Below are 21,401 nucleotides of genomic sequence, written 5' to 3'. Positions count from 1 at the left end.
ACGCAGGATAGTGGATAAATGTACTTTCTAAACGACAGAAAACGCGGGTTTTGTATACAGAAAGTGACGTAGTCCGGACTACGTCACTTGATTTGTTTCGCGAATAACAGTTAGCTAACCCGAAGGGTTCTGCCTGCTCTATGTTTCTGTCGTTACGTTAAAAGAACGATAACCGGAGGACAAACGGGCTACCATAAATCGTACGAGCCAAATTATTGTCGTTATAGTTAAGGTTATACAACGCAGTCAGATTAACCCCGAATCGGCGTGAAATCGGCTGTGAATACGTAACACCAACTAAGGGTGAGGTTAAGCCGTCACTAAGCTTCTGGCCAGTCTGATCAAACTTGATGTCTACAGTGCTGTTTTCAATCTCGCCATGCAGGTACAAATTCGGCAGAATAGATGGAATGAATTCATACATGACAAACGCCCGGCCACCATACTGATTATACGTCTGAAGGGGGACCGTAGCGCCAGTATTCGTGTACCCTTTATACCGTGTATAGGTATAATTTCCGCCGATCCCGACAATCATACGTTCGGTAGCCTGGTAGGCAATTACGGGAGAAACACCTATACTGAACGGGTTACCAAAACGAAAGCCATTGATGCCTCCGCCAAATCGTAGTCGCTGAACAAACGGTAACGGGCGGCCTTCGGGGGTTTGGGTACGTAGTGGATCACGGCCCTGGTCCCGGCGGTCTTCCGGGTCTTCGGTAAGTTGCCCGTAGGCTAAACCGCTACTTAGTAAAAGGGTGATAAACAGAAACTTCTGCGTATAATTCATGGGGATTTTTACCAAATAAAATTTATACTAACCTTAACGAAATCAGAATGTAAATTCTTTTACTTCAGGATCATTGAGCAAGCGATTAATGCATTTTTCATGATTCTGCTCGGAGCCATCCACCCGCCATCGACCAATAATGTCGTTACCAATGCGTTGTTGCTGATTGCGTGCTGGCGACAGATTATACTCTTCAAATAGCTCTTCGTATTGAGTAAGGGCTTTATTATGAAATGTTGTAACGATTTTATAGTCGCGCGTTTGATTCATTTTCTGAATCCGATCGCCAAAACGTACAAGAAACAGTAGTGAGCCCAAAATAAACACGAACCCAATGATCGCAATGTCATACTGACCAGCTCCAATGCACATGCCCAGGGCCGATACCGCCCACACAGTAGCGGCTGTGGTTAATCCCTTTACCCGATTATCTTCCCGGAAAATTATTCCCGCTCCTAAAAAACCGATGCCATTGACAATGTTAGCGGCAATCCGGTCGGTAGAACCCCCAATCCGCCCCGATACCATCGTAAACAACGCCGAACCTACGCAAATCATAATCATCGTGCGCAGACCGGCTGACTTACCATGATATTCACGTTCGGCGCCAATCAGGCCACCAATTACCAGGGCGACACTTAGTCGAACAATGTCTTCTTGTGTAAAATTCATTTGCTTCACTACCCATTACGGTGTTTTAGGCCAACTCGTTGCGCTTGTCTGTAAGAATAACAATTCCGAGAAACCATATTTTGAAATAAACCGTTAAAATTTAGATAGAGTTTACCCTTGTTACTACCGAATGACTCAGACTACGGAAACCGAACGCCAGATGGCCAGTCCGCTACGTTCCGTTGACCATCTCGACCCTAAGCAGTTTATTATTATTAAGGGTGCGAAAGTACATAATCTAAAAGGCATTGACGTTGCTATTCCGCGCAACAAATTAGTTGTTCTAACTGGCCTGTCGGGGTCAGGTAAATCGTCTTTAGCGTTCGATACGTTATTTGCCGAAGGCCAGCGTATGTATGTTGAAAGCCTCAGTAGCTACGCCCGTCAATTTCTGGGCCGAATGGAAAAGCCTGAGGTTGAGTACATTAAAGGCGTTTCGCCTGCTATTGCAATCGAACAAAAAGTATCGACCCGCAACCCCCGCTCTACAGTTGGAACGTCGACCGAAATATATGATTACCTGAAACTGCTTTTTGCTCGGGCGGGCGTTACGTACTCGCCGGTTTCAGGTCATGAAGTTCGTCGAGACACAGTTACTGACGTTGTTAACTTCATGTATGGCTTCGAGGCCGGTCAGCGTGTTATGATCATGGCTCCGCTGCGTATCCGTGATGATCGGACGCTGGCATATGAACTGAATATTCTCCTTCAGAAAGGCTATACTCGTATTGTGGCCGATGGCGGTGCAACGGGTCGGCAGGTATTACAGATTGAAGACGTATTGGAGTCGTCCGTTGAGGATCAGCAGGCCATAGAAAACGCGAACGACCTGGAAATTCTGGTTGATCGCGGAACGGTCTTGTATGACGCCGAAGGTAAACCCGATGAAGACAACCAGTATCGCTTTTCGGATTCGGTACAAACGGCGTTTAATGAAGGCGACGGTACGTGTCGGGTTGATATTGTCGGTCGGGAATCGCGTATTTTCTCGGATAAGTTTGAACTGGATGGCATTACGTTCGAAGAGCCGAGTGTAAACCTATTTACGTTCAACAATCCGTACGGTGCCTGCCGACGCTGCGACGGTTTCGGTAAAGTCCTGGGTATTGATCCGGATCTGGTTATTCCCGACAAAAATCTGTCCGTGTTTGAAGGAGCCATTGCACCCTGGCGGAGCGAGAAAATGAGCGAGGAGTTTCTACGACCTTTACTCAAAAATGGTATTCGCTTCGACTTCCCCATTCACCGGCCTTACAAAGATCTAACGCCCGCCGAACAGGAATTGCTCTGGACGGGAAACAAGTACTTTGACGGGCTAAACGGATTCTTTAGCTACGTTGAAAGTCAGACGTTTAAAGTCCAGTATCGCGTTATGCTGTCGCGCTATCGGGGCAAGACGACTTGTCCTGAATGTCGGGGCTCGCGGTTGCGTAAGGATGCGGGTTACGTAAAAGTGGCCGGTAAATCCATTACGGATCTGGTTCTGATGCCTATTACAAAGGTTACAGTTTTCTTCCGCGAACTAGAACTACCCGAACAACAGCAGCAAGTGGCGAACCGAATTTTGATTGAAATTCGCAATCGCCTGGATTATATGGAACGCGTTGGACTGGGCTATCTTACCTTGAACCGTCTTACTAATACGTTGTCGGGTGGTGAATATCAGCGCATTAAACTGGCTACGTCGCTTGGCTCGGCTTTAGTCGGTTCGATGTATATTCTGGACGAGCCCAGCATCGGTCTGCATCCACGTGATACGCAGCGATTAGTGAGTGTGCTGGAGTCATTACGGGATATGGGCAATACGGTTATCGTTGTTGAACATGAAGAAGAAGTGATGCGCTCAGCCGATCAATTGATCGACATCGGGCCTGATGCTGGTTCACTGGGCGGGCATCTGGTCTTCCAGGGAACGTGGAACGAAATTGCCGAGGGCAGAGGGTATGGGGTGGAGGGCGAAGAGCTGGAAGGCCACATGACTTCGCATACTCTGGATTTTTTGACTGGGCGCGAGACGGTTCCTGTGCCGACGTTCCGGCGGAAGGCAACGAATTTTATTGAGCTTAAGGGAGCACGGGAAAATAACCTGAAAGATGTGGACGTCCGGTTTCCGCTCAATACGTTGACGGTCGTAACGGGTGTATCAGGTTCGGGTAAGAGTACGCTGATTCGAAAAGTATTATACCCGGCACTGATACGTCAGAAAGGCGATGCCGCTGAAGAAGCCGGTAGATATGATAGCCTTGAAGGTTCAATCGATCGAATTTCGTCGATTGAAATGATTGATCAGAATCCGATTGGAAAATCGAGCCGGTCGAATCCTGTTACGTATATCAAAGCGTACGATTACCTGCGGCAGGTTATGGCCGACCAGCAGGTATCCAAAGCGCGGGGGTATAAACCGAGCCATTTTTCGTTTAACGTCGATGGAGGCCGTTGCGAGGTGTGTCAGGGCGAAGGTGAGGTAAAGATCGAGATGCAGTTCATGGCCGACATTTACCTTAAATGCGAAGGCTGTGATGGTAAGCGTTTCAAACAGGAAGTGCTGGAGGTAACCCTGCACGATAAGAACGTATCGGATATTCTGGATATGACCGTCGATGAAGCCGTTGATTTCTTCCGTAAGGTTGAACCTAAAATGGCCGACAAACTTCAGCCCCTACAAGATGTGGGGTTAGGGTATATTGGTCTTGGGCAATCGGCAAATACGCTTTCAGGTGGTGAAGCTCAGCGGGTTAAGTTGGCGTCGTTCTTAGGGAAAGGCAATCCCAATAAAGGCAGTACGTTGTTTATCTTCGATGAACCAACAACGGGCCTTCACTTCCACGATATCCGCAAGCTGCTCGCAGCCATCAACGCACTGGTGGATCAGGGTGATTCGGTGATTATCATCGAACACAACATGGAAGTAATCAAAAATGCCGATCACATCATCGATCTGGGTCCCGAAGGGGGCGAAACCGGTGGCTACGTTACGTTTACAGGTACGCCCGAAGACATGGTGAAACTACCAGCTGGCGAAAACTATACTGCGGATTACTTGCGGGGTAAAGTGTAAAAAAATAAGCCATCTTAAACAGAGTTAAATCTCTAAGATGGCTTTTCTTCTAAGGGATTCCCATAACAGAGAAGCTAATTCTCTGTTATGGGAAATTTATTTTAGCTGAACCACTTCTATTGCTGAACCAGTTGAACTCTGATCCGCCCGGCTTACTGAAATAAGCGTCTGTCCTTTTTTAAATAACCTGATCGGGTAGCCTTTGGTCACTAGTTCATCGGTCCGAAGCAGTTCTGGGTAACGTATAATTTGAATGGATCGCCTACTACTGGTTGCTCCATAAAAAATTTTCTCATCGCTTTCGAAAGCAAAATCGGAAAAGCTTATGCCGCTACTGGCTGAAATGTTTCCCAAGTATTTCATGGTTTCGTTCGGTAGGTAGGCGGCACCGTTAGCAGACGTAAGGAGGTAGGTACCGTTTGGGGAAATTCGGAAGATTGATCCATCAAGTGGATAGCTTCCGTGCTGACTATCATCTTTACATAAAATAAGCGCTCCATTAGTATCATAAGCAACATAGTCCATATCGGTCGGGCTAATGGCTGTACTAATTGCAATGAGTTCATTCCGACCTGGCACTTTTTTAATTCTGGCACCACCGTACAGACAAGACCAGGTAAGCTGATTAATGAGCATTCCTGTTTTCTCGTTGTAAGAACCCAGCGGGTTAGTCCACTGATTGCTTACGGAAATGAATACATGTCCTTTACCGCTAATGGCTACGTCGGTAGCAGAAGCATCCGCTAAAATGGAGCGTTTTAGCGCCAGAGAAGTCGCATCGTAAACATAAACATGACCGGAACGGGAAGGAATATATACATTCACCCCATCACCATTATCGCCAACCAGGATACTACCCGATGCCTGTGGAACACTTAATTCGGAAACCGTTTTTCCCGCTTCGTAATCATAAACAATGACCTGTTCTTTATCTCTGTTAGCCAGGAAAATCCAGGGCTTTGTTGGATGAATATCGGCATCTGTAGGAACAAATGTAAATAGTACTCCTCCTGGATAGTCTATCTGCTGCTGTAGGCTTCGTCTTGTCAAGCCCAGGGTAGTCGAGACTTCAACGAAATAACAGGCCTGCTTACTCAGGGGTGGCTGGGTATCTGTATAAGTAGTTTTGCCAGCTTCTGTTATAACTGCCAGCAATACCTTTGCGTTTTCAGCACACGTTTCATTGCTTCGATAGACCCTGTATTCCTTAAAATCAGACGCATCGGATTTATTCCAGGTAAGACTTATGCCTTCCTTTATTTTCGTAGGTTTTTCCAGCGTGATCGATTTAGGCGACAGGGTCGATACCGTAATGGTGTCGCGGGTTGTGTTTCCCGATTTGTCTTTAACTGTTAACGTAATGAAATGGGTTGCTTTAGACAGTTTATTTGTTGAGAACGTAGTAACCCCATCTTTATCGGGTTTATCACTATTCAGCAAGCCATCCTTGTTACTTTCCCACTTAACATCTAAAGATTCGTTGCCGGTATCGTTGTCCGATACATACCCTTTAAACAAAATTGGTTCATCCAGCGAAAAGTTGGCCGGTCGTGTCGGAAATTCAATACGAACGGTAGGAGCAAAACTTACAAATTTCCCTTGTTCGAGTACGATTGTTGCATTGGTAATATCATTGGCTTTTACTTGAACCGCAGTTTTACCGCTACCATAATTATCTTTCCGGGCAATTATTTCGTAACTACCAACATTCACCTCTTTGAGTAATACTGTACCAAATTCATCTGTTTTATATTCTGGAAGCGTAGGTTCCGCTGACAGTACAGCATTCGCGACGGCTCTTCCATACTGGTCCCGAACTTGTATGTAAATATTCCCTTTCTCTGCCGGAACTTCCTTAGGCTGACAACTGATAAAGAGCAATAAGAAAAGTAGAGTTACGGCAGAATAGTAGTTCTTTAAAATCATATTAGCACTTATTAAGCTACAAATAACCACCAAAAGTACATAAAGAAGACTAAGTAAGAAATAGACCTACAGTTGATCATAAGCCAATTATTTAGCTTTACTGCCAAACAAAAAAGTCAACGTTTTTTATGCTGTTTCGAATTAATTGTGAATCTGGTTAAACTTTTCTGTAGCATGTATTTTGTCAGAATGACAAAAAGACCCCGATTATAGAAAGCTTAAACCAGTTCAAATTATTGAAGGTATGTCTGAACGTAATCTCTGTCTTAGTTTAACGGATCTTTGTTCGTATTTTCGTAATGGTTTCTTTATACGCTGCGCATGTCCACATTGGTTAAATGGATTTTAGTATTTCTTAGCTGGCCCTTTTTCGCTGCCGCTCAACTCCAGATTACGCACCCAATGCCGCGTCTGGTGGTTCAGCGGGCAGCCGACGGGAATGGACGTTTATATATCTCAGGACGACTCTCGGCTGCTGTTGATCGGGTGGAGGCTCAATTGACTCCCGTCACCACTGGGCAGGGCGTTGCTACCGGCTGGCAAACGATACAAGCTAATCCAACAAATAATATTTTTCTGGGCTATATCACGGCTTCTGGGGGATGGTACGTATTGACGGTACGTACCATCGTGGGCACGACCGCAACAGCACAGGCTATCGTACAACCTGTTGGGATCGGTGAAGTATTTATTACCGCCGGCCAATCAAACGCACGTGGCCTGGGTAGTGGTGATAACGATCTTGGCACGGCTACGGATCGTGTTAATGCTATTGATTCGATCAACCATTCGTACCCGCCTGGTGCACAGGCGCTTGTTTCGTCGGGAGATCCATCGCCGGTTCCTGTTTTCAAAGCCTTAACGGCAACTCGGCGCGTTTTTCCAATGGCTGAAAGTTCATGGGGCTGGGGTGAGCTGGGCGACTATATTGTCAATCGGTATAATGTTCCGGTCGCTTTCTACGTAGTGGGCTGGGATAGCTCCACCGCCGAAAACTGGATCAATACGGCTAATGGTATCCCCGCCTGTAACCGCTATTACTGCGTCGAAAACTGGCCCAATCTACAGCCCTATACAAATTTAAAGAACGTATTGTCTTACTATGCATCCGTTGCTGGGGCGCGGGCAATCTTATGGGGTCAGGGTGAATCAGAATATGGTGATGCGACAACAGGCACTATTCCGGCTTACGCAAACCAACTAACGGCGCTCATCCAAAAATCAAGACAGGATTTTGGCGGCCGGAATATTCCCTGGGTCGTAGCACGAGAGTCCTACGACGGAAGTGTGACACGGCCTGACCTCGTTACGGCACAGCAACAGGTTATCAATACAACCGGATTGAACGTATTTCAGGGCCCTTACCAGGATACCATTCGATACCGAAACGCTGGATCTGAAGATGTGCATTTTCGTAATGCATTGCGGCCATCTCCCCATCCGCAATACTATCTCAATCCAAATTCGATTCCGCTGAATATGGGTCTGTCGCGTTTCGCCCGTAATTGGAATAATAGTTTGGATAATACATTTTTCCAAAATGCTACGCCCGTTACACCTACGCAGTTTGCCGTAACAGGTAATCTGGCTGAGTACGTTCTTCCTGGTTCCAGTTTAAGCGTATCCTTCAGTACCGTCGGCACGTTTGATGCTGGCAACCAATGGCAAGTACAATTGCTGGATTCGCTGGGCCACTATAAAGCGGTATTGGGAACGGGTTCTACGAGTCCGATTCAGGTGACGCTGCCAAGTGCCTATCAGAGCGGTCGGTATCAGGTTCGGGTTGTGTCGACATCACCAGCAGTACCCGCTGTACCGTCGAATGTATTTCAAATTACTACTGCCGATTTGGTTCCTACCATTTATGCACGTCCAACTACAGTCTATGGCCTTACAACGATGACTGTTGTGGTCGATGTCCTGTCACTTAAGGACGTAGCCACCACCGGACCAATCACTGTTAAGCTAACTCGAGGTGCATCAATTGCGCTCGGCTTTACGAGTACTGATACGAACGTGGGTGGGAGACCGGTGCAAAACAGTCAGTGGACTCTTGATAACACGGACCCGAGTTACTATGTGTTACAAACCACACAAACGATTGCTCCGGGAGATAAACTTTCTTTTGGCTTGACGGGGAACATAAATCCAGGCAGTACGTCAGGTGCACTAACTCTCAGTTCGGTCATTGTCGGTGGCAGTGGGGGAGAAGTACGTGTTGATAACAACGCCGATGCCGATAAAATCAATAGCTTTCCCAGATAGCGTAAAAGAAAGCCTATCTTTTTTACGGAACAGGATTCCAGATGAGTCGGTAATAACCTGCTGAGTATTCGCTCATTATGAACGGATTGAAAGAATTCTTCGTTAAAATTGAATCAATCGAAGACTTTCATAGTACAAAACCTGGTCTTTCTGCTTTTATGTGTAAGGCCTGTCTGCTGGTATCGTTTGTATGAAAACTGGGTGGATTCTCTTTGGCGCGGGTGCTATCGCGTTGGTGTTGTTGCTTTCATCGTTTCTCGGTTTTTTTGAGAATCGGGTCGATTACAATACCCAAATTAAGCCGCTACTGAATAAAAATTGCATTGCCTGCCATGGTGGTGTCAAAAAAGCTTCGGGCTTCTCACTGTTGTTCCGACATGAAGCTGTAGCGCCTGCCAAATCGGGTAAACCCGCCATTATTCCGGGGGATGCTGATGGCAGCGAAATGATTCGACGATTGACGCTGACCGATTCTGACGAACGGATGCCGCTCGATCATCCCCCCCTCAAACCCGATGAGATAGACGTGCTCCGAAAATGGATCGATCAGGGCGCTGAGTGGGGTGACCACTGGGCCTATCAATCCGTTAAGAAACCCGATGTACCTGAGATTGGTACGTTCTGGAGTCGTCTGGGAATCTCCATTCCGGGAATTGCTGAGGATGACGAAACGAATTGGGCTAAAAATGAAATCGATCATTTCATCATAGACAAGCTTCATCAGGAATCCCGGACTTCGGACCGTTTAAAGCCATCTCCGGAAGCTGACCGTGCTACGTTGATTCGCCGGGTGTCGCTTGACCTGACAGGCTTGCCCCCAACGGAAAAAGAAGTTGCTGATTTTCTGAACGATAAATCTCCGGACGCTTACGAAAAAGTGGTTGATCGGTTTCTGAAGTCTCCGGCTTATGGCGAACGCTGGACAGGGATGTGGCTCGATCTGGCTCGTTACGCAGATACGAAGGGGTATGAACGGGACCCAGGTCGAAAAATATGGCGTTATCGTGACTGGCTGATCAAGGCATTTAATAGCGATAAACCATTCGATCAGTTTACCGTCGAGCAACTAGCGGGGGACTTGATTCCCAATCGTACAGATGATCAACTCGTTGCAACAGGTTTCCACCGGAATACGATGAATAATGATGAGGGTGGTACCCAGGACGAGGAATTCAGGACGGCAGCCGTGTTGGACCGGGTCAATACAACTTGGGATGTCTGGCAGGGGACGACTTTTTCGTGTGTACAATGCCATAGCCATCCTTACGATCCATTTGTTCACGACGAATATTACAAGTATCTGGCTTTTTTTAATAACACCCGCGATGAAGACGTCCAGAGTGATACGCCTACATTACGATTTTTTAAGCCGGATGACTCACTCAAAGTCGTTACGTTGCAACACTACATTCGGTCAACAACTACTGGTCCGAAACAGGCGCAGGCCGACGTGAATCGCGTTACGAATTTTGTTCGTACCATTGAGCCAAAAATCAACTCACATGATTTCGATCAGTACGTTAATGCCTCCCTGATCGATGCCAAATATTTTGGTTTTCAGGACAAAGGTTCGACCCGAATCAAGAGCGTAACACTGACTGATCGCCCACGCTTATTTATGAAGTGGGGTACAAAAGCAACGGATGCTACCGTTACGTTACGTCTGGATAAACTCGATGGACCGGTTTTAGTGCAGTTCCCAACACCTAAGCCAGGAAAAGATACGGTTCAGATCATTACGTTGCCAGCCGTTCAGGGGCGCCATGATCTTTATTTGTCGCTTGACAGCCCGAAAAAACCGAAAGATTGGGTACAAATCAAATGGGTATCTTTTCAGCCATTATTGCCCGGCCAATCGGTGCACGTACTAGACGATAAAGATAAGTTGCTCACTGACTTATTGAATGCCGATGCCGAACAAACGCCTATCATGCTGGATGGCTCGGGTGATCTAGCTCGCGAGGCACACGTTTTTGAACGGGGTAACTGGATGGTGAAAGGAAAACAGGTGACGCCCGACGTGCCGAAGTCATTCCCGGCGATGGATTCCAAACTCCCTAAAAATCGCTTGGGATTAGCTCGGTGGATGATTAGTCGCGAACACCCACTCACCGCTCGGGTGGCCGTCAATCGATTCTGGGAACAACTCTTCGGAACCGGTATTGTCGAAACCGTTGAGGACATGGGTACGCAGGGTATTCAACCAACTCACCGCGAGCTCTTGGATTATCTGGCCGTTGAGTTCATGGAAACCGACAACTGGAGTGTTAAGAAATTGCTGAAGCGAATGGTCATGTCGGCAACGTATCGACAGCAATCCAATGCCTCGCCCGAACTGTTAGCGAAAGACCCATTCAACAAATTTTTAGCTCGTGGGCCACGGGTGCGTTTATCCGCCGAAGCTGTGCACGATCAGGCGTTGGCCGTTAGCGGGTTACTGAGTCATAAAATGTATGGCCCGAGTGTCATGCCCGTGCAGCCCGAAGGCATCTGGCAATCACCCTACGACGGCGAAAGCTGGAAACAAAGTACGGGTGAAGACCTCTATCGACGGGCTTTGTATACGTACTGGAAGCGCACCGCGCCTTATCCGTCTATGGTTACGTTCGACAGCCCTAGCCGGGAGTTTTGCCAGTTACGTCGACTACGTACCAATACGCCATTACAGGCACTGGTAACCTTAAACGATCCGGTTTATGTTGAAGCGGCTCAGCAACTGGCAACTTACATGCGTGAACATGGCCAAACCGTCGAACAACAAATCCAGGCTGGTTTCCGGCGGGTAATGCTACGTGATCTGCCATCGAAAAAACTGGCTATACTAACCCATCTTTATCGCACCACCGAGGAGCATTACCGGCAAAAACCGAATGAGATGGAAAACTTACTGTCTCAGCCCGGCCTGAATTGTACTACCGTTACCCCCCAGTTAGCGGCTCTGACCGTGACGGCCAATACGATGCTGAATTTAGATGAGGTAATTACGAAAGAATAGGTATCATGGGCTTCAGCCCGTATGTGTTTGAACTAAAAAACGGTCTGAAGACCGTGGTACCCAAATGAATAAACTCCTTCAGGAACTCCAACAGGCAGCCGCTGAGCGTGAAACCCGACGGCATTTTCTGCATACGTGTTCAACGGGACTGGGTGCTATGGCGCTTAGTTCGGTTCTTGGTAGCTGTGGCTTTTTCGGGAAAGATGATCCGTCATCAAATGCTGTCGGAAGTCCTTCTTTATCCGGCGAACCAACAGCTCCGCATCCGTCGCAGTACGTTCCAAAAGCAAAGCGGATCATTTACATTCACATGGCTGGCTCGCCGAGTCAGTTGGAACTGTTCGATTATAAGCCCGAATTGGTGAAATACCACGGCAAAGATTGTCCACAGGAGTTGCTGACTGGCAAGAAATTCGCTTTTATCCGGGGAGTACCCAAAATGCTGGGACCACAGGGTAAGTTCGCGCAGCATGGTCAGTCGGGAGCGTGGGTGTCTGATTATCTGCCTCATTTACAAGACGTAGTGGATGATGTTACGTTCCTGAAAGCCATGCACACCGATCAGTTCAACCACGCACCCGCACAACTACTTATGCATACGGGCAGTGCACGTCTGGGACGGCCAAGCTTAGGCTCGTGGGTAACGTATGGTCTTGGAACAGAAAACGATAATTTACCTGGCTACATCGTGCTGGCATCAGGAGGCAAACAACCTGACGCAGGCAAGTCGGTTTGGGGAAGTGGGTTTCTGCCGACGGTTTATCAGGGGGTTCAATGCCGTACCGATGGCGATCCTGTTCTCTACGCATCCGATCCATCGGGCATCAGCCGCGATGTTCGGAAACAAACCATCGACGCCATTAGCCAGATCAATCAGCAGCAATATGAGGATGTAAAAGACCCCGAGATTCTGACTCGTATTGCTCAATACGAATTGGCGTTTCGTATGCAAATGTCGGTTCCCGACGCAATGGACATTAAAAGCGAACCACAGTACATCCTGGATAGCTACGGGGTTGATCCGAATAAAGGTTCGTTCGCCCGAAACTGTTTATTGGCCCGACGTCTGGTTGAGCGCGGAGTGCGGTTTGTACAGTTATTTGACTGGGGGTGGGATACGCATGGCACCAGTGCCGATGGTGCCATCGAAATTGGCCTGAAAAAGAAATGTAAAGAATCCGATCAGGCCGTTGTTGCCTTGCTAAAAGATCTGAAACAACGAGGCTTACTGGATGATACGCTGGTTGTCTGGGGCGGAGAGTTTGGACGAACTCCCATGCAGGAAAACCGTGATGGGCAAACGCTGCCGTTCATGGGCCGAGATCACCATCTCGAAGCATTCACAGTCTGGATGGCCGGTGGTGGCGTAAAAAAAGGATTTTCCTATGGCGAAACGGATGATATTGGCTATTACGGCGTAAAAGACAAAGTGCATATCCACGATCTGCAAGCCACTATTCTGCATCTGCTTGGCTTCGATCATACGAAATTAACGTACCAATTTCAGGGACGCCCTTTTCGATTGACCGACGTAGCAGGAAAAGTAGTGAAGCCAGTACTGGCTTGACCCCAGACCGCCGGAGCGGTTCAGACTATTCCAATACCTTCGGTACTTCAAAAAAACGTTCGTCGTGCTGGGGGGCATTTGCGAGTGCCTGCTCACGCGGGAGGTGATTGCCAACGACGTCATCGCGCAGTACGTTGGTTTCTACAGAAATGTGCGTCAGCGGCTCAACACCCGTTGTATTAACCTCATTGAGCTGTTCCATCCACGTCAACACGCCGTTCAGGCTGTTGAGTAGCTCGGTTTCCTCCCCCGGCCGCACTTCCAGTCGGGCGAGATGAGCAATTTTATGTAAGGTTTCCTGGTCTACTTTCATAATCACTAAGTGAATGAGTGACTATTAGGTCACGGCATTCTTTTCGCTCACTAATTCGGCGTCAATAATCTGATACGTTTCCTGTTTCAAGCGCTCCACATCATCCTGTGTCATGCCTGTTGTTGCGATGGGTGGGTGAATGACCGCTCGCAGCGAATGCCAGTGAAAACGTATCGGACTCTTGTCGGGTAAGATCTGATACGTATTCAGTAGGGTAATGGGAACAATCGGAACTTGCTGTTGAATAGCCATTGTGAAGGCCCCATCTTTGAACGATACCATCTGAGGTGGTTCCGGTGCCCGAATACCACCCTCCGGGAAAATCATGATACTACGTCCCGAAGCCAGCGTTCGAATGGATTTTGCTAACGAATACGCCCGGCTGTTCGGTTGAGCGCGATCGACCTGAACGTGTAGCTTGGCAAACATGTAGCCTAAGAGGGGGATGTGCTTCACCTCACTTTTTCCAACGAAGGCGTAATAGTTTTGAACGATGACACCCATAGCCGCAATGTCCAGGTAGGAAAAGTGATTGGCACATAAGACATAGACACCTTTGGGGTCAGGTCGGAAGCGGTATTCAACCCGAATCGGTATGCCTGCCCCGATAAAAAACAGACGACCCCAGATGTAATTGATCTTATGTGCCAGTGGCTTCCATTCATTACGTTGCAAAAACACAAACTGGATCGGGAAGAGCACCAGATACAGAGATACGAACCAGATCGCGCACCAGATTGTGTAGAGCATAAGGGTCCGACTATTCTGATTTAATGTTTAAAATGTCTGACGCCGGTCGTAACCATTGCCAGGCCATGCTGATTGCAATAATCGATTGAATCCTGATCACGAATGGAACCGCCGGGCTGTACCACGGCAGTAATTCCCGCTTTTCCTGCGATTTCGACGCAGTCAGGGAAGGGGAAAAAGGCATCCGATGCCATAACTGATCCGTTCAGATCGAAGCCGAACGCATGGGCTTTCTCGATGGCCTGCCGCAATGCATCTACGCGTGATGTTTGCCCGACACCACTGGCCAGTAACTGCCCGTACGATGGTCCGGCTTCTTTGGCTAAGACAATCGTGTTAGATTTTGTGTGCTTGCAAACTTTAAGTGCAAACTCCAGCGCCCGTACTTCACTGTCAGTAGGCGCTTTCTCCGTAACAGTTTTAAATTGACTGGCTGTTTCAGCCTGATCATCTTTATCCTGTTCCAATACGCCGTTCAGGATCGTTTTGAACATAACGGTCGGTAAGTCGACGGGCTTCCGTTGTAACAGAATCCGGTTCTTCTTCGACCGAAGTAGTTTCAGTGCTTCTGGCGCATAGTCGGGCGCAATCAGAATTTCCATGAACAGCTTGTTCAGTTCTTCTGCTGTTTCCAGATCGACGGGCATGTTGCTAATCACAACACCCCCGAATGCCGAGACCGGATCGCAGGCTAAGGCGTTCAGATACGCTTCTTTGGGCGTTGGAGCCGTAGCAATTCCGCAGGCGTTCGTGTGTTTGATAATGGCATAAGCTGCTGGCGAACCTTCCGTTGCGGGAAATTCATCGATCAGGCTCACACAGGCGTCAACGTCGACCAGGTTGTTGTATGACAGCTCTTTACCGTGCAATTTGTCGAACATTGCGTCCAGATTACCATAGAAGCTGGCTTGCTGGTGCGGATTCTCACCGTAGCGGAGATGGTTGGCAGGCAGCGATTTGAAATCATAAATCGATCCTTCGTGGTCCGTACCCTGATTGCTTCCACCAGCAAAATAGACTTGAATCGCTGTGTCGTAATGCGACGTAACGGCAAAGGCTTCGCCCGCGTAACGCCGACGATCAGCCAGATCGGTAGCGCCCGTTTTTTCAGTCAGCAACCCGACGGCATCCGCATACTGGCTCCGCGAAGAAACAATCAATACGTCGTTGTAATTCTTGGCAGCCGCCCGAATCAGGGAAATACCACCAATGTCAATTTTTTCGATAATGTCTTCGTCCGACGCTCCCGACGCAACAGTTTCCTCAAACGGATACAAATCAACGACGACCAGATCAATCGGTGGAATCCGGTGACGCTCGGCCTGAGCAAGATCTTCGGGTAATTGGCGACGATATAAGATGCCGCCCATCACGGCTGGATGCAGGGTTTTTACCCGTCCGCCAAAAATGGAGGGATACCCCGTTAAGTTTTCAACAGCCGTAACCGGCACGCCTAACTGTTCGATAAAGGCCTGGGTGCCACCCGTCGAATAAAGTTTGACGTTCTGTTCGTGCAGCAGTCGGACTAAAGGTTCGAGACCGTCTTTATAAAAAACGGAAATCAGCGCAGAAGATATTTTCAGAGACATATATTGGATACGAGACAGCCTGCCGACTGTATCTTGACTAGATGATCAAGTTACGTGAAAACGGATACTTGTTGTTTCTGGTAGATGACGGGCAAAGATAAGCAAAGCTCTTAACTTTGTCAGTCCCGGCCGTGCTGTCCGAGATACGTTGCCTGAATAGAATCAGGTTTGATTGTTCTGATGAGTCAATTTAAAAAATTAGCCAGCGACACCGCGCTTTATGGTGTAAGCACAATTTTGGGTCGTATGCTCAACTTTGTTTTGGTCCCGTTACACACCTATGTCTTTACAAAACCCGGCGCATTAGCGTCAAACGTAGAATTATACAGCTACGTCGGTGTTCTGCTTACGCTATATACAGTAGGCCTTGAAACCGCTTTTTTTCGATTTGCTGCCAAAGCCAAAAATGATCCTGCTGAACGGCAACGAATTTTTAATGACAATCTAAGCTTAGTCATGATCGTCAGTGGTCTGGCTAGTGTCCTGATCATTGGTTTGACCCCTCAAATAGCTGTTTGGTTAAATTACCCTGGCCAGCAATCATCCATTATCTGGGTAGCACTGATTATTGCCATTGACGCAATTGTGGCTATTCCCTTTGCCCGATTACGGATTGAGAACAAGGCTCGTCAGTTTGTTATAGCTAAGATCACTAACATTGTCATCGTCGTCGGGCTAAATGTTTTCTTTCTAATCATTTGCCGGGATATATATGCCGGTAAGTATCTACAGAATTTACAGCCGCTTGTCCGTCTTTTTTACAACCCTGCCATTGGGCCAGGTTATATCTTTCTGGCTAATCTGTTAGCCAATGCGACTTTCTTCATTCTAATCCGTAATGCGTTTAGCAACTTCCGATTTCGAATCAACAAAAGCGAGATGGGCCTTTTGTTAGCGTATGCCTTTCCGCTCATGCTAACAAATTTGGCTGGTCTGGTTAACAATACCACCGACCGAATCTTTTTGCGACATTTTCTGCCTGAAGGTTTCTACGCAGGTATTAGTTCGGCTGATGCACTGGGTATTTATGGCAATTGCTACAAGCTATCCGTATTTATGGCGCTGGCTATTCAGTCGTTTAAATTTGCCGCGGACCCTTTCTTTTTTTCGCAGTCTGACGACAAAAATGCCCCAGATTTGCTGGCTCGTGTTACAAAATGGTTTCTGATCGTTTGCGTTATTATCTGGGTTGGAGCGAGCCTGAATCTCGATATAATAGGCTTAGTTTTATCGAAACGGTATCGTGTTGGGCTGGATATTGTACCCTTACTTTTGTTAGCATATTTATTTTTAGGTGTCTACTACAACATTTCCTTCTGGTTTAAACTCAGTGATAAAACTAAATTTGGTACGTTTATTACCATCGTTGGGGCCGCTATCACCATTTTAGGGAATATTCTGCTAATACCGATTCTTGGGTACATGGGTTGTGCGGTGGCGTTTCTGCTGTCTAGTTTTGTGATGTTGGCTCTTTGTTATGGCTTAGGTGAAAAATATTATCCTGTACCTTATGACGTTCAGTCAGCGTTGGGGTATGTCCTTGGGGCGGGTTTGTTGATTTATGCATCGTGGCTATTTCCGATTCTAAATTTATGGATTGCCGTACCAGTGCATCTGGCGCTCTGTGGATTGTTTGTCGCTGCCGTATTATTTATTGAGCGCGATACGTTCCTACCGTTACTAGCCCGGTTTCAGAAAAGAAAAAAATAGTAGGAAACAGCTATTTTTTCACTCGGTAATATCTCGTAGTAGTGTCGAGTACCGTTACCAAAAATGGGCCTTTTTGAAGAGAGTACACGTGATACAAAAAAGCATAATTTCTGCGGTTTTGGTGGTTTTTCTAGATAAATTTGGAGATTAATCTGTTCCAGTTGCCTTCATAAACGGCACATTCTTACTGCATGAAACTAGTTAATCGGAACGGTACGTGGCTATTCCCACTCTCGTTTCTTTTTTTATTTACGGCCTGTCGGGAAAAGACGCTATTTGAGCGCGTTGACTCGTCCGAAACGGGTATTACGTTTGCCAATACCATAACCGATAGCGATACGCTTAACATTCTGAACTATCAGTACATCTACAACGGTGGGGGCGTTGGTGTGGGTGATTTTAATGGTGATCAGAAACCCGACGTGTTTTTTGCGGGTAATCAGGTACCAAATCGGCTGTACATCAATGAAATCGAATCGGGGAGTGGAAAATTTACGTTTAAAGATGTTACGCAGTCGGCGGGTGTTGGGGGAGGAGGCCGCTGGTGTTCGGGAGTATCGGTGGTGGATATTAACGCCGATGGTAAATTAGACGTTTATGTGTCAAATACCCTTCACAAAAAGGCCGCTCAACGGGCCAATCTGCTGTACGTCAATCAGGGAAATGACGCGGACGGTGCTCCAAAATTTCAGGAAATGGCTGTGGAGTACGGTGTCGCTGATACAACCTACACGACTCATTCCGCGTTTTTCGATTATGACAACGATGGCGATCTGGATCTTTTTGTACTGGTCGATCAGATCGATGATCCCCGCAACCCGACGAATCTCCGCGCTCGGGTAAATGACGGTACGTCGCCCAACACCGACCGGCTCTATCGCAACGATTTCGACGCACAACGTGGTCATGCGTACTTTACCGACGTAACGAAGCAGGCGGGTACGCTGGCTGAGGGCTTTGGGCTGGGCGTGAACATCTGCGACATCAACCGCGATGGCTGGAAGGATATTTACGTAACGAACGACTTCGCAACGAACGATGTCCTCTACATCAACAATCATGATGGAACGTTCACTAACCGCGCCCATGAAGCGTTTAAACATACCAGTTCATCGGCCATGGGAAACGATGTCGCCGACATCAACGGCGATGGGCTGGCCGACATGGTTGTGATGGATATGTTGCCAGAAGATAATCTGCGCAAAAAGAGCCTGATGGGACCTAGTAGTTATTTCGCCTATCAGGAGTGGGATCGGATGGGCTATGAACACCAGTACGCCCGCAATACGTTACAGTTGAACCAAGGAGTGCGTCCCACGGATACGTCACATGCCTATATGCCAATTTTTAGCGAGATCAGCATGCTGGCTGGCGTGGCCGAAACGGAATGGAGCTGGTCGCCCTTGCTGGTCGACTTCGATCATGACGGAAACCGGGATTTGTTGATTACCAATGGGTTTCCGCGCGACGTAACCGATCGGGATTTTACGAATTATTATAGCTCGGTTAATTCGTATTTGAGCAATGATCTTCGGAAAGATCTGACCGGGAAAATGCCCCAGGTCAAAGTTAGCAACTATGCCTTTCGGAATCAGGGAGACACTAAGTTTGAGAACGTAACGGCTCGCTGGGGAATGACTGAACCCAGTTTCTCAAACGGCGCGGCTTATGCTGATTTCGACGGTGATGGCGATCTGGATTACGTCATCAATAACATCAACGACGAAGCGTTCATCTACCGGAATAACTTGACGGATCAAAAATCGGAAAACGCTCACTACCTCCGGATACAATTTCAGGGCGATGGCGCTAACCGGATGGGATTTGGCGCCATCGTGGAATACACGCTGCCGAACGGTCGGAAGGAGTTGTACGAGCATACGCCGTATCGGGGATTTCTCTCCAGCGTTGAGCCAGTTGCACATCTTGGGTTGGGTAAGGAGGCCACTATTAAAAACCTGAAAGTAACCTGGCCTGGTGGGCGAGTCCAAATTCTGCCAAATGTCAGTGCCGATCAGGTGATTACGCTTAAGGCAACGGATGCCCGACCGGTTCCCCATTCAATTACTGCACTACCGACCCCTTTGTTGCAGGATGTAACAGCCGCGCTTGGGATTACGTACCGGCACGAAGAAACGGACATTATCGACTTCAACCTGCAAAAGACCCTACTGCATAAGCTCACCGAATATGGCCCCGCACTGGCTGTAGGAGATGTTAACGGTGACGGACTGATGGATATGGTTGTTGGCGGAAGTTCAAATTATTCGACAGAAGTATTGCTTCAGCAGCCAACGGGTCGGTTCACATTAAAAGCGTTACCGGCCAAATTATCGGAAGACGCTGGCCTATTGCTTTTCGATGCCGATAGCGACGGTGATATGGATCTGTATGCAGCAAGTGGCAGTACGGAGTTTAACCCGGATCAACTGGCTGAAGCGTTGAGACATCGACTTTATGTGAACGATGGGAAAGGCAACTTTACGCTGGCACAAGATGCATTACCTAACTTTCGGGTCGATGGCTCATGCGTGAAAGCCGCTGACTTTGATCGTGACGGTGACTTGGATCTGTTTGTGGGTGGACGCGTCGAGCCGTATAAATATCCAGTGGGTGTGCCCAGTTATTTACTACGTAACGACAGCAGAAACGGTAAACCGCATTTCACAGACGTAACGGCTCAGATCGCGCCCGTTCTCACCAAAGGTGGTTTAACCTGCGATGCGCTATGGACAGATTACGATAAAGATGGTTACGTTGATTTGCTGCTGGCCAGTGAATGGGCTCCGCTCACTATGCTACGTAACGAAAAAGGTTATTTCAAACCGCTTGAGAATAGCGGCCTGTCCGATAAATCCGGCTTCTGGAATTCTCTGACTCCCGGCGATTTCGATAACGATGGCGATATCGACTATCTGGCGGGTAATCTCGGTCAGAACAATTTGCTACGTGCCAGTACTGAACATCCGGTACGTATCTATGCTGGTGATTTCGATAATAACGGCTTTTATGACGCCTTCCCGACAGTATATTTCAAAAATGCAAAAGGGCAATATGAAGAATATCCATACTTCGGCTGGGACGACATGGTGAAGCAAATGATCGGTATTAAGCGTCGGTATATCAAATACAATGCCTTCGGTGAAGCAACGATTAACCAGATACTGACCGACGACGAACGGAATCAGGCGCTGAAATTGTCAGCAACTTATCTGTCCAGCAGCTATATCGAAAACAAAGGCAACGGCCAGTTCGACGTACGCCCGTTGCCGGTTATGGCCCAGACTGCCCCTGTATTTGGTATGCTGGCGCAGGATGTCGATGGTGATGGCAATTTAGATGCGGTGTTGGTAGGTAATGAACACGGGAGTGATTTGGTTGCCGGTCGTATGGATGCCTTTAACGGCCTGGTGCTGAAAGGTGATGGTAAAGGAAATTTTGCTTCGCTGACCATGGCTGAAACGGGTTTTTACGTTCCGGGTAATGCGAAGGCGCTGGTAAACTGGCCAGATGCGCAGGGACGCTGTCGATTGGCGGTTACTGAAAATCGAGGTCCATTACGTGTGTTTGCTGTGGAAAAGCCACAAACGTTTACGCCCGTAGATGCGCGCACGACGGCTTTGGATGTGCGTCTCAAAAATGGTCGAATCCGGCGACAGGAAATCCCATTTGGCACATCGTTTTATGGGCAATCAGCGCGGGGAGTATGGTTGCTGCCGGGAGAGCAGATTATAAAGAAGTAGCAAGAGTACACAGGAAGTGTCCT

12 protein-coding genes are annotated in these 21,401 nt (G+C 47.8%); 6 read left to right on the top strand and 6 right to left on the bottom strand.

Going from position 1 to position 21,401, the window contains the following annotated elements:
- Positions 1-157 precede the first annotated feature (157 nt).
- Complete coding sequence (locus IC230_RS18340; protein ID WP_191040489.1) at positions 158-790, bottom strand: hypothetical protein; 633 nt, start codon at positions 788-790, stop codon at positions 158-160.
- Positions 791-832: 42 nt separating this feature from the next.
- On the bottom strand, positions 833-1,462 hold the full coding sequence (locus tag IC230_RS18335; protein WP_191040488.1) for an MgtC/SapB family protein: 630 nt from the start codon (positions 1,460-1,462) through the stop codon (positions 833-835).
- A gap of 130 nt (positions 1,463-1,592) precedes the next feature.
- Between IC230_RS18335 and uvrA the strand changes: the two genes are divergently transcribed.
- Positions 1,593-4,520: an excinuclease ABC subunit UvrA gene (gene uvrA / locus IC230_RS18330; protein WP_191040487.1), complete on the top strand. Its 2,928-nt coding sequence runs from the start codon at positions 1,593-1,595 to the stop codon at positions 4,518-4,520.
- 96 nt (positions 4,521-4,616) lie between these two features.
- Here uvrA and IC230_RS18325 read toward each other — a convergent pair whose 3' ends face one another.
- Complete coding sequence (locus IC230_RS18325) at positions 4,617-6,446, bottom strand: carboxypeptidase-like regulatory domain-containing protein (protein ID WP_191040486.1); 1,830 nt, start codon at positions 6,444-6,446, stop codon at positions 4,617-4,619.
- A gap of 321 nt (positions 6,447-6,767) precedes the next feature.
- Between IC230_RS18325 and IC230_RS18320 the strand changes: the two genes are divergently transcribed.
- From IC230_RS18320 to IC230_RS18310, 3 genes are all read left to right on the top strand, one after another.
- The gene (locus tag IC230_RS18320; RefSeq protein ID WP_191040485.1) at positions 6,768-8,711 is read left to right on the top strand and encodes a sialate O-acetylesterase; all 1,944 of its coding nucleotides are present in this window, start codon (positions 6,768-6,770) and stop codon (positions 8,709-8,711) included.
- Positions 8,712-8,901: 190 nt separating this feature from the next.
- Positions 8,902-11,706 (top strand): DUF1553 domain-containing protein, encoded by a 2,805-nt coding sequence (locus IC230_RS18315; protein ID WP_191040484.1) that lies wholly within the window; start codon positions 8,902-8,904, stop codon positions 11,704-11,706.
- A 64-nt stretch (positions 11,707-11,770) separates the two neighbouring features.
- Positions 11,771-13,273 carry a DUF1501 domain-containing protein gene (locus IC230_RS18310; protein ID WP_191040483.1) on the top strand — a complete coding sequence of 501 codons (1,503 nt, stop codon included), beginning with the start codon at positions 11,771-11,773 and terminating at the stop codon, positions 13,271-13,273.
- 25 nt (positions 13,274-13,298) lie between these two features.
- Here IC230_RS18310 and gatC read toward each other — a convergent pair whose 3' ends face one another.
- Genes gatC through purH form a run of 3 tightly spaced genes read right to left on the bottom strand, consistent with a single transcriptional unit; the run spans position 13,299 to position 15,925 of the window.
- Entirely contained in the window at positions 13,299-13,586 is a 288-nt protein-coding gene (gatC, locus tag IC230_RS18305; protein ID WP_191040482.1) for an Asp-tRNA(Asn)/Glu-tRNA(Gln) amidotransferase subunit GatC, read from the bottom strand.
- A gap of 24 nt (positions 13,587-13,610) precedes the next feature.
- Positions 13,611-14,336 (bottom strand): lysophospholipid acyltransferase family protein, encoded by a 726-nt coding sequence (locus tag IC230_RS18300; protein WP_191040481.1) that lies wholly within the window; start codon positions 14,334-14,336, stop codon positions 13,611-13,613.
- A 20-nt stretch (positions 14,337-14,356) separates the two neighbouring features.
- Positions 14,357-15,925, bottom strand: coding sequence for a bifunctional phosphoribosylaminoimidazolecarboxamide formyltransferase/IMP cyclohydrolase (gene purH / locus IC230_RS18295; RefSeq protein WP_191040480.1), 1,569 nt, complete (start codon positions 15,923-15,925; stop codon positions 14,357-14,359).
- 180 nt (positions 15,926-16,105) lie between these two features.
- Here purH and IC230_RS18290 point away from each other — a divergent pair, with 180 nt between their 5' ends.
- Positions 16,106-17,635 carry an oligosaccharide flippase family protein gene (locus tag IC230_RS18290; RefSeq protein WP_191040479.1) on the top strand — a complete coding sequence of 510 codons (1,530 nt, stop codon included), beginning with the start codon at positions 16,106-16,108 and terminating at the stop codon, positions 17,633-17,635.
- Between the two features lie 191 nt (positions 17,636-17,826).
- Complete coding sequence (locus IC230_RS18285; RefSeq protein WP_191040478.1) at positions 17,827-21,378, top strand: VCBS repeat-containing protein; 3,552 nt, start codon at positions 17,827-17,829, stop codon at positions 21,376-21,378.
- Positions 21,379-21,401 lie beyond the last annotated feature (23 nt).

The sequence above is a fragment of the Spirosoma validum genome, from assembly GCF_014699035.1.
Classification (GTDB): Bacteria; Bacteroidota; Bacteroidia; order Cytophagales; family Spirosomataceae; genus Spirosoma; species Spirosoma validum.
Note: the sequence above shows the minus strand (reverse complement) of the source record. Positions and strands in the feature narration are given on the sequence as shown.

Excerpts from the sequence above, each read along its gene's own strand:
- IC230_RS18340 (WP_191040489.1), bottom strand. The coding sequence starts at position 790 with ATGAATTATACGCAGAAGTTTCTGTTTATCACCCTTTTACTAAGTAGC.
- IC230_RS18335 (WP_191040488.1), bottom strand. The coding sequence starts at position 1,462 with ATGAATTTTACACAAGAAGACATTGTTCGACTAAGTGTCGCCCTGGTA.
- uvrA (WP_191040487.1), top strand. The coding sequence starts at position 1,593 with ATGACTCAGACTACGGAAACCGAACGCCAGATGGCCAGTCCGCTACGT.
- IC230_RS18325 (WP_191040486.1), bottom strand. The coding sequence starts at position 6,446 with ATGATTTTAAAGAACTACTATTCTGCCGTAACTCTACTTTTCTTATTG.
- IC230_RS18320 (WP_191040485.1), top strand. The coding sequence starts at position 6,768 with ATGTCCACATTGGTTAAATGGATTTTAGTATTTCTTAGCTGGCCCTTT.
- IC230_RS18315 (WP_191040484.1), top strand. The coding sequence starts at position 8,902 with ATGAAAACTGGGTGGATTCTCTTTGGCGCGGGTGCTATCGCGTTGGTG.
- IC230_RS18310 (WP_191040483.1), top strand. The coding sequence starts at position 11,771 with ATGAATAAACTCCTTCAGGAACTCCAACAGGCAGCCGCTGAGCGTGAA.
- gatC (WP_191040482.1), bottom strand. The coding sequence starts at position 13,586 with ATGAAAGTAGACCAGGAAACCTTACATAAAATTGCTCATCTCGCCCGA.
- IC230_RS18300 (WP_191040481.1), bottom strand. The coding sequence starts at position 14,336 with ATGCTCTACACAATCTGGTGCGCGATCTGGTTCGTATCTCTGTATCTG.
- purH (WP_191040480.1), bottom strand. The coding sequence starts at position 15,925 with ATGTCTCTGAAAATATCTTCTGCGCTGATTTCCGTTTTTTATAAAGAC.
- IC230_RS18290 (WP_191040479.1), top strand. The coding sequence starts at position 16,106 with ATGAGTCAATTTAAAAAATTAGCCAGCGACACCGCGCTTTATGGTGTA.
- IC230_RS18285 (WP_191040478.1), top strand. The coding sequence starts at position 17,827 with ATGAAACTAGTTAATCGGAACGGTACGTGGCTATTCCCACTCTCGTTT.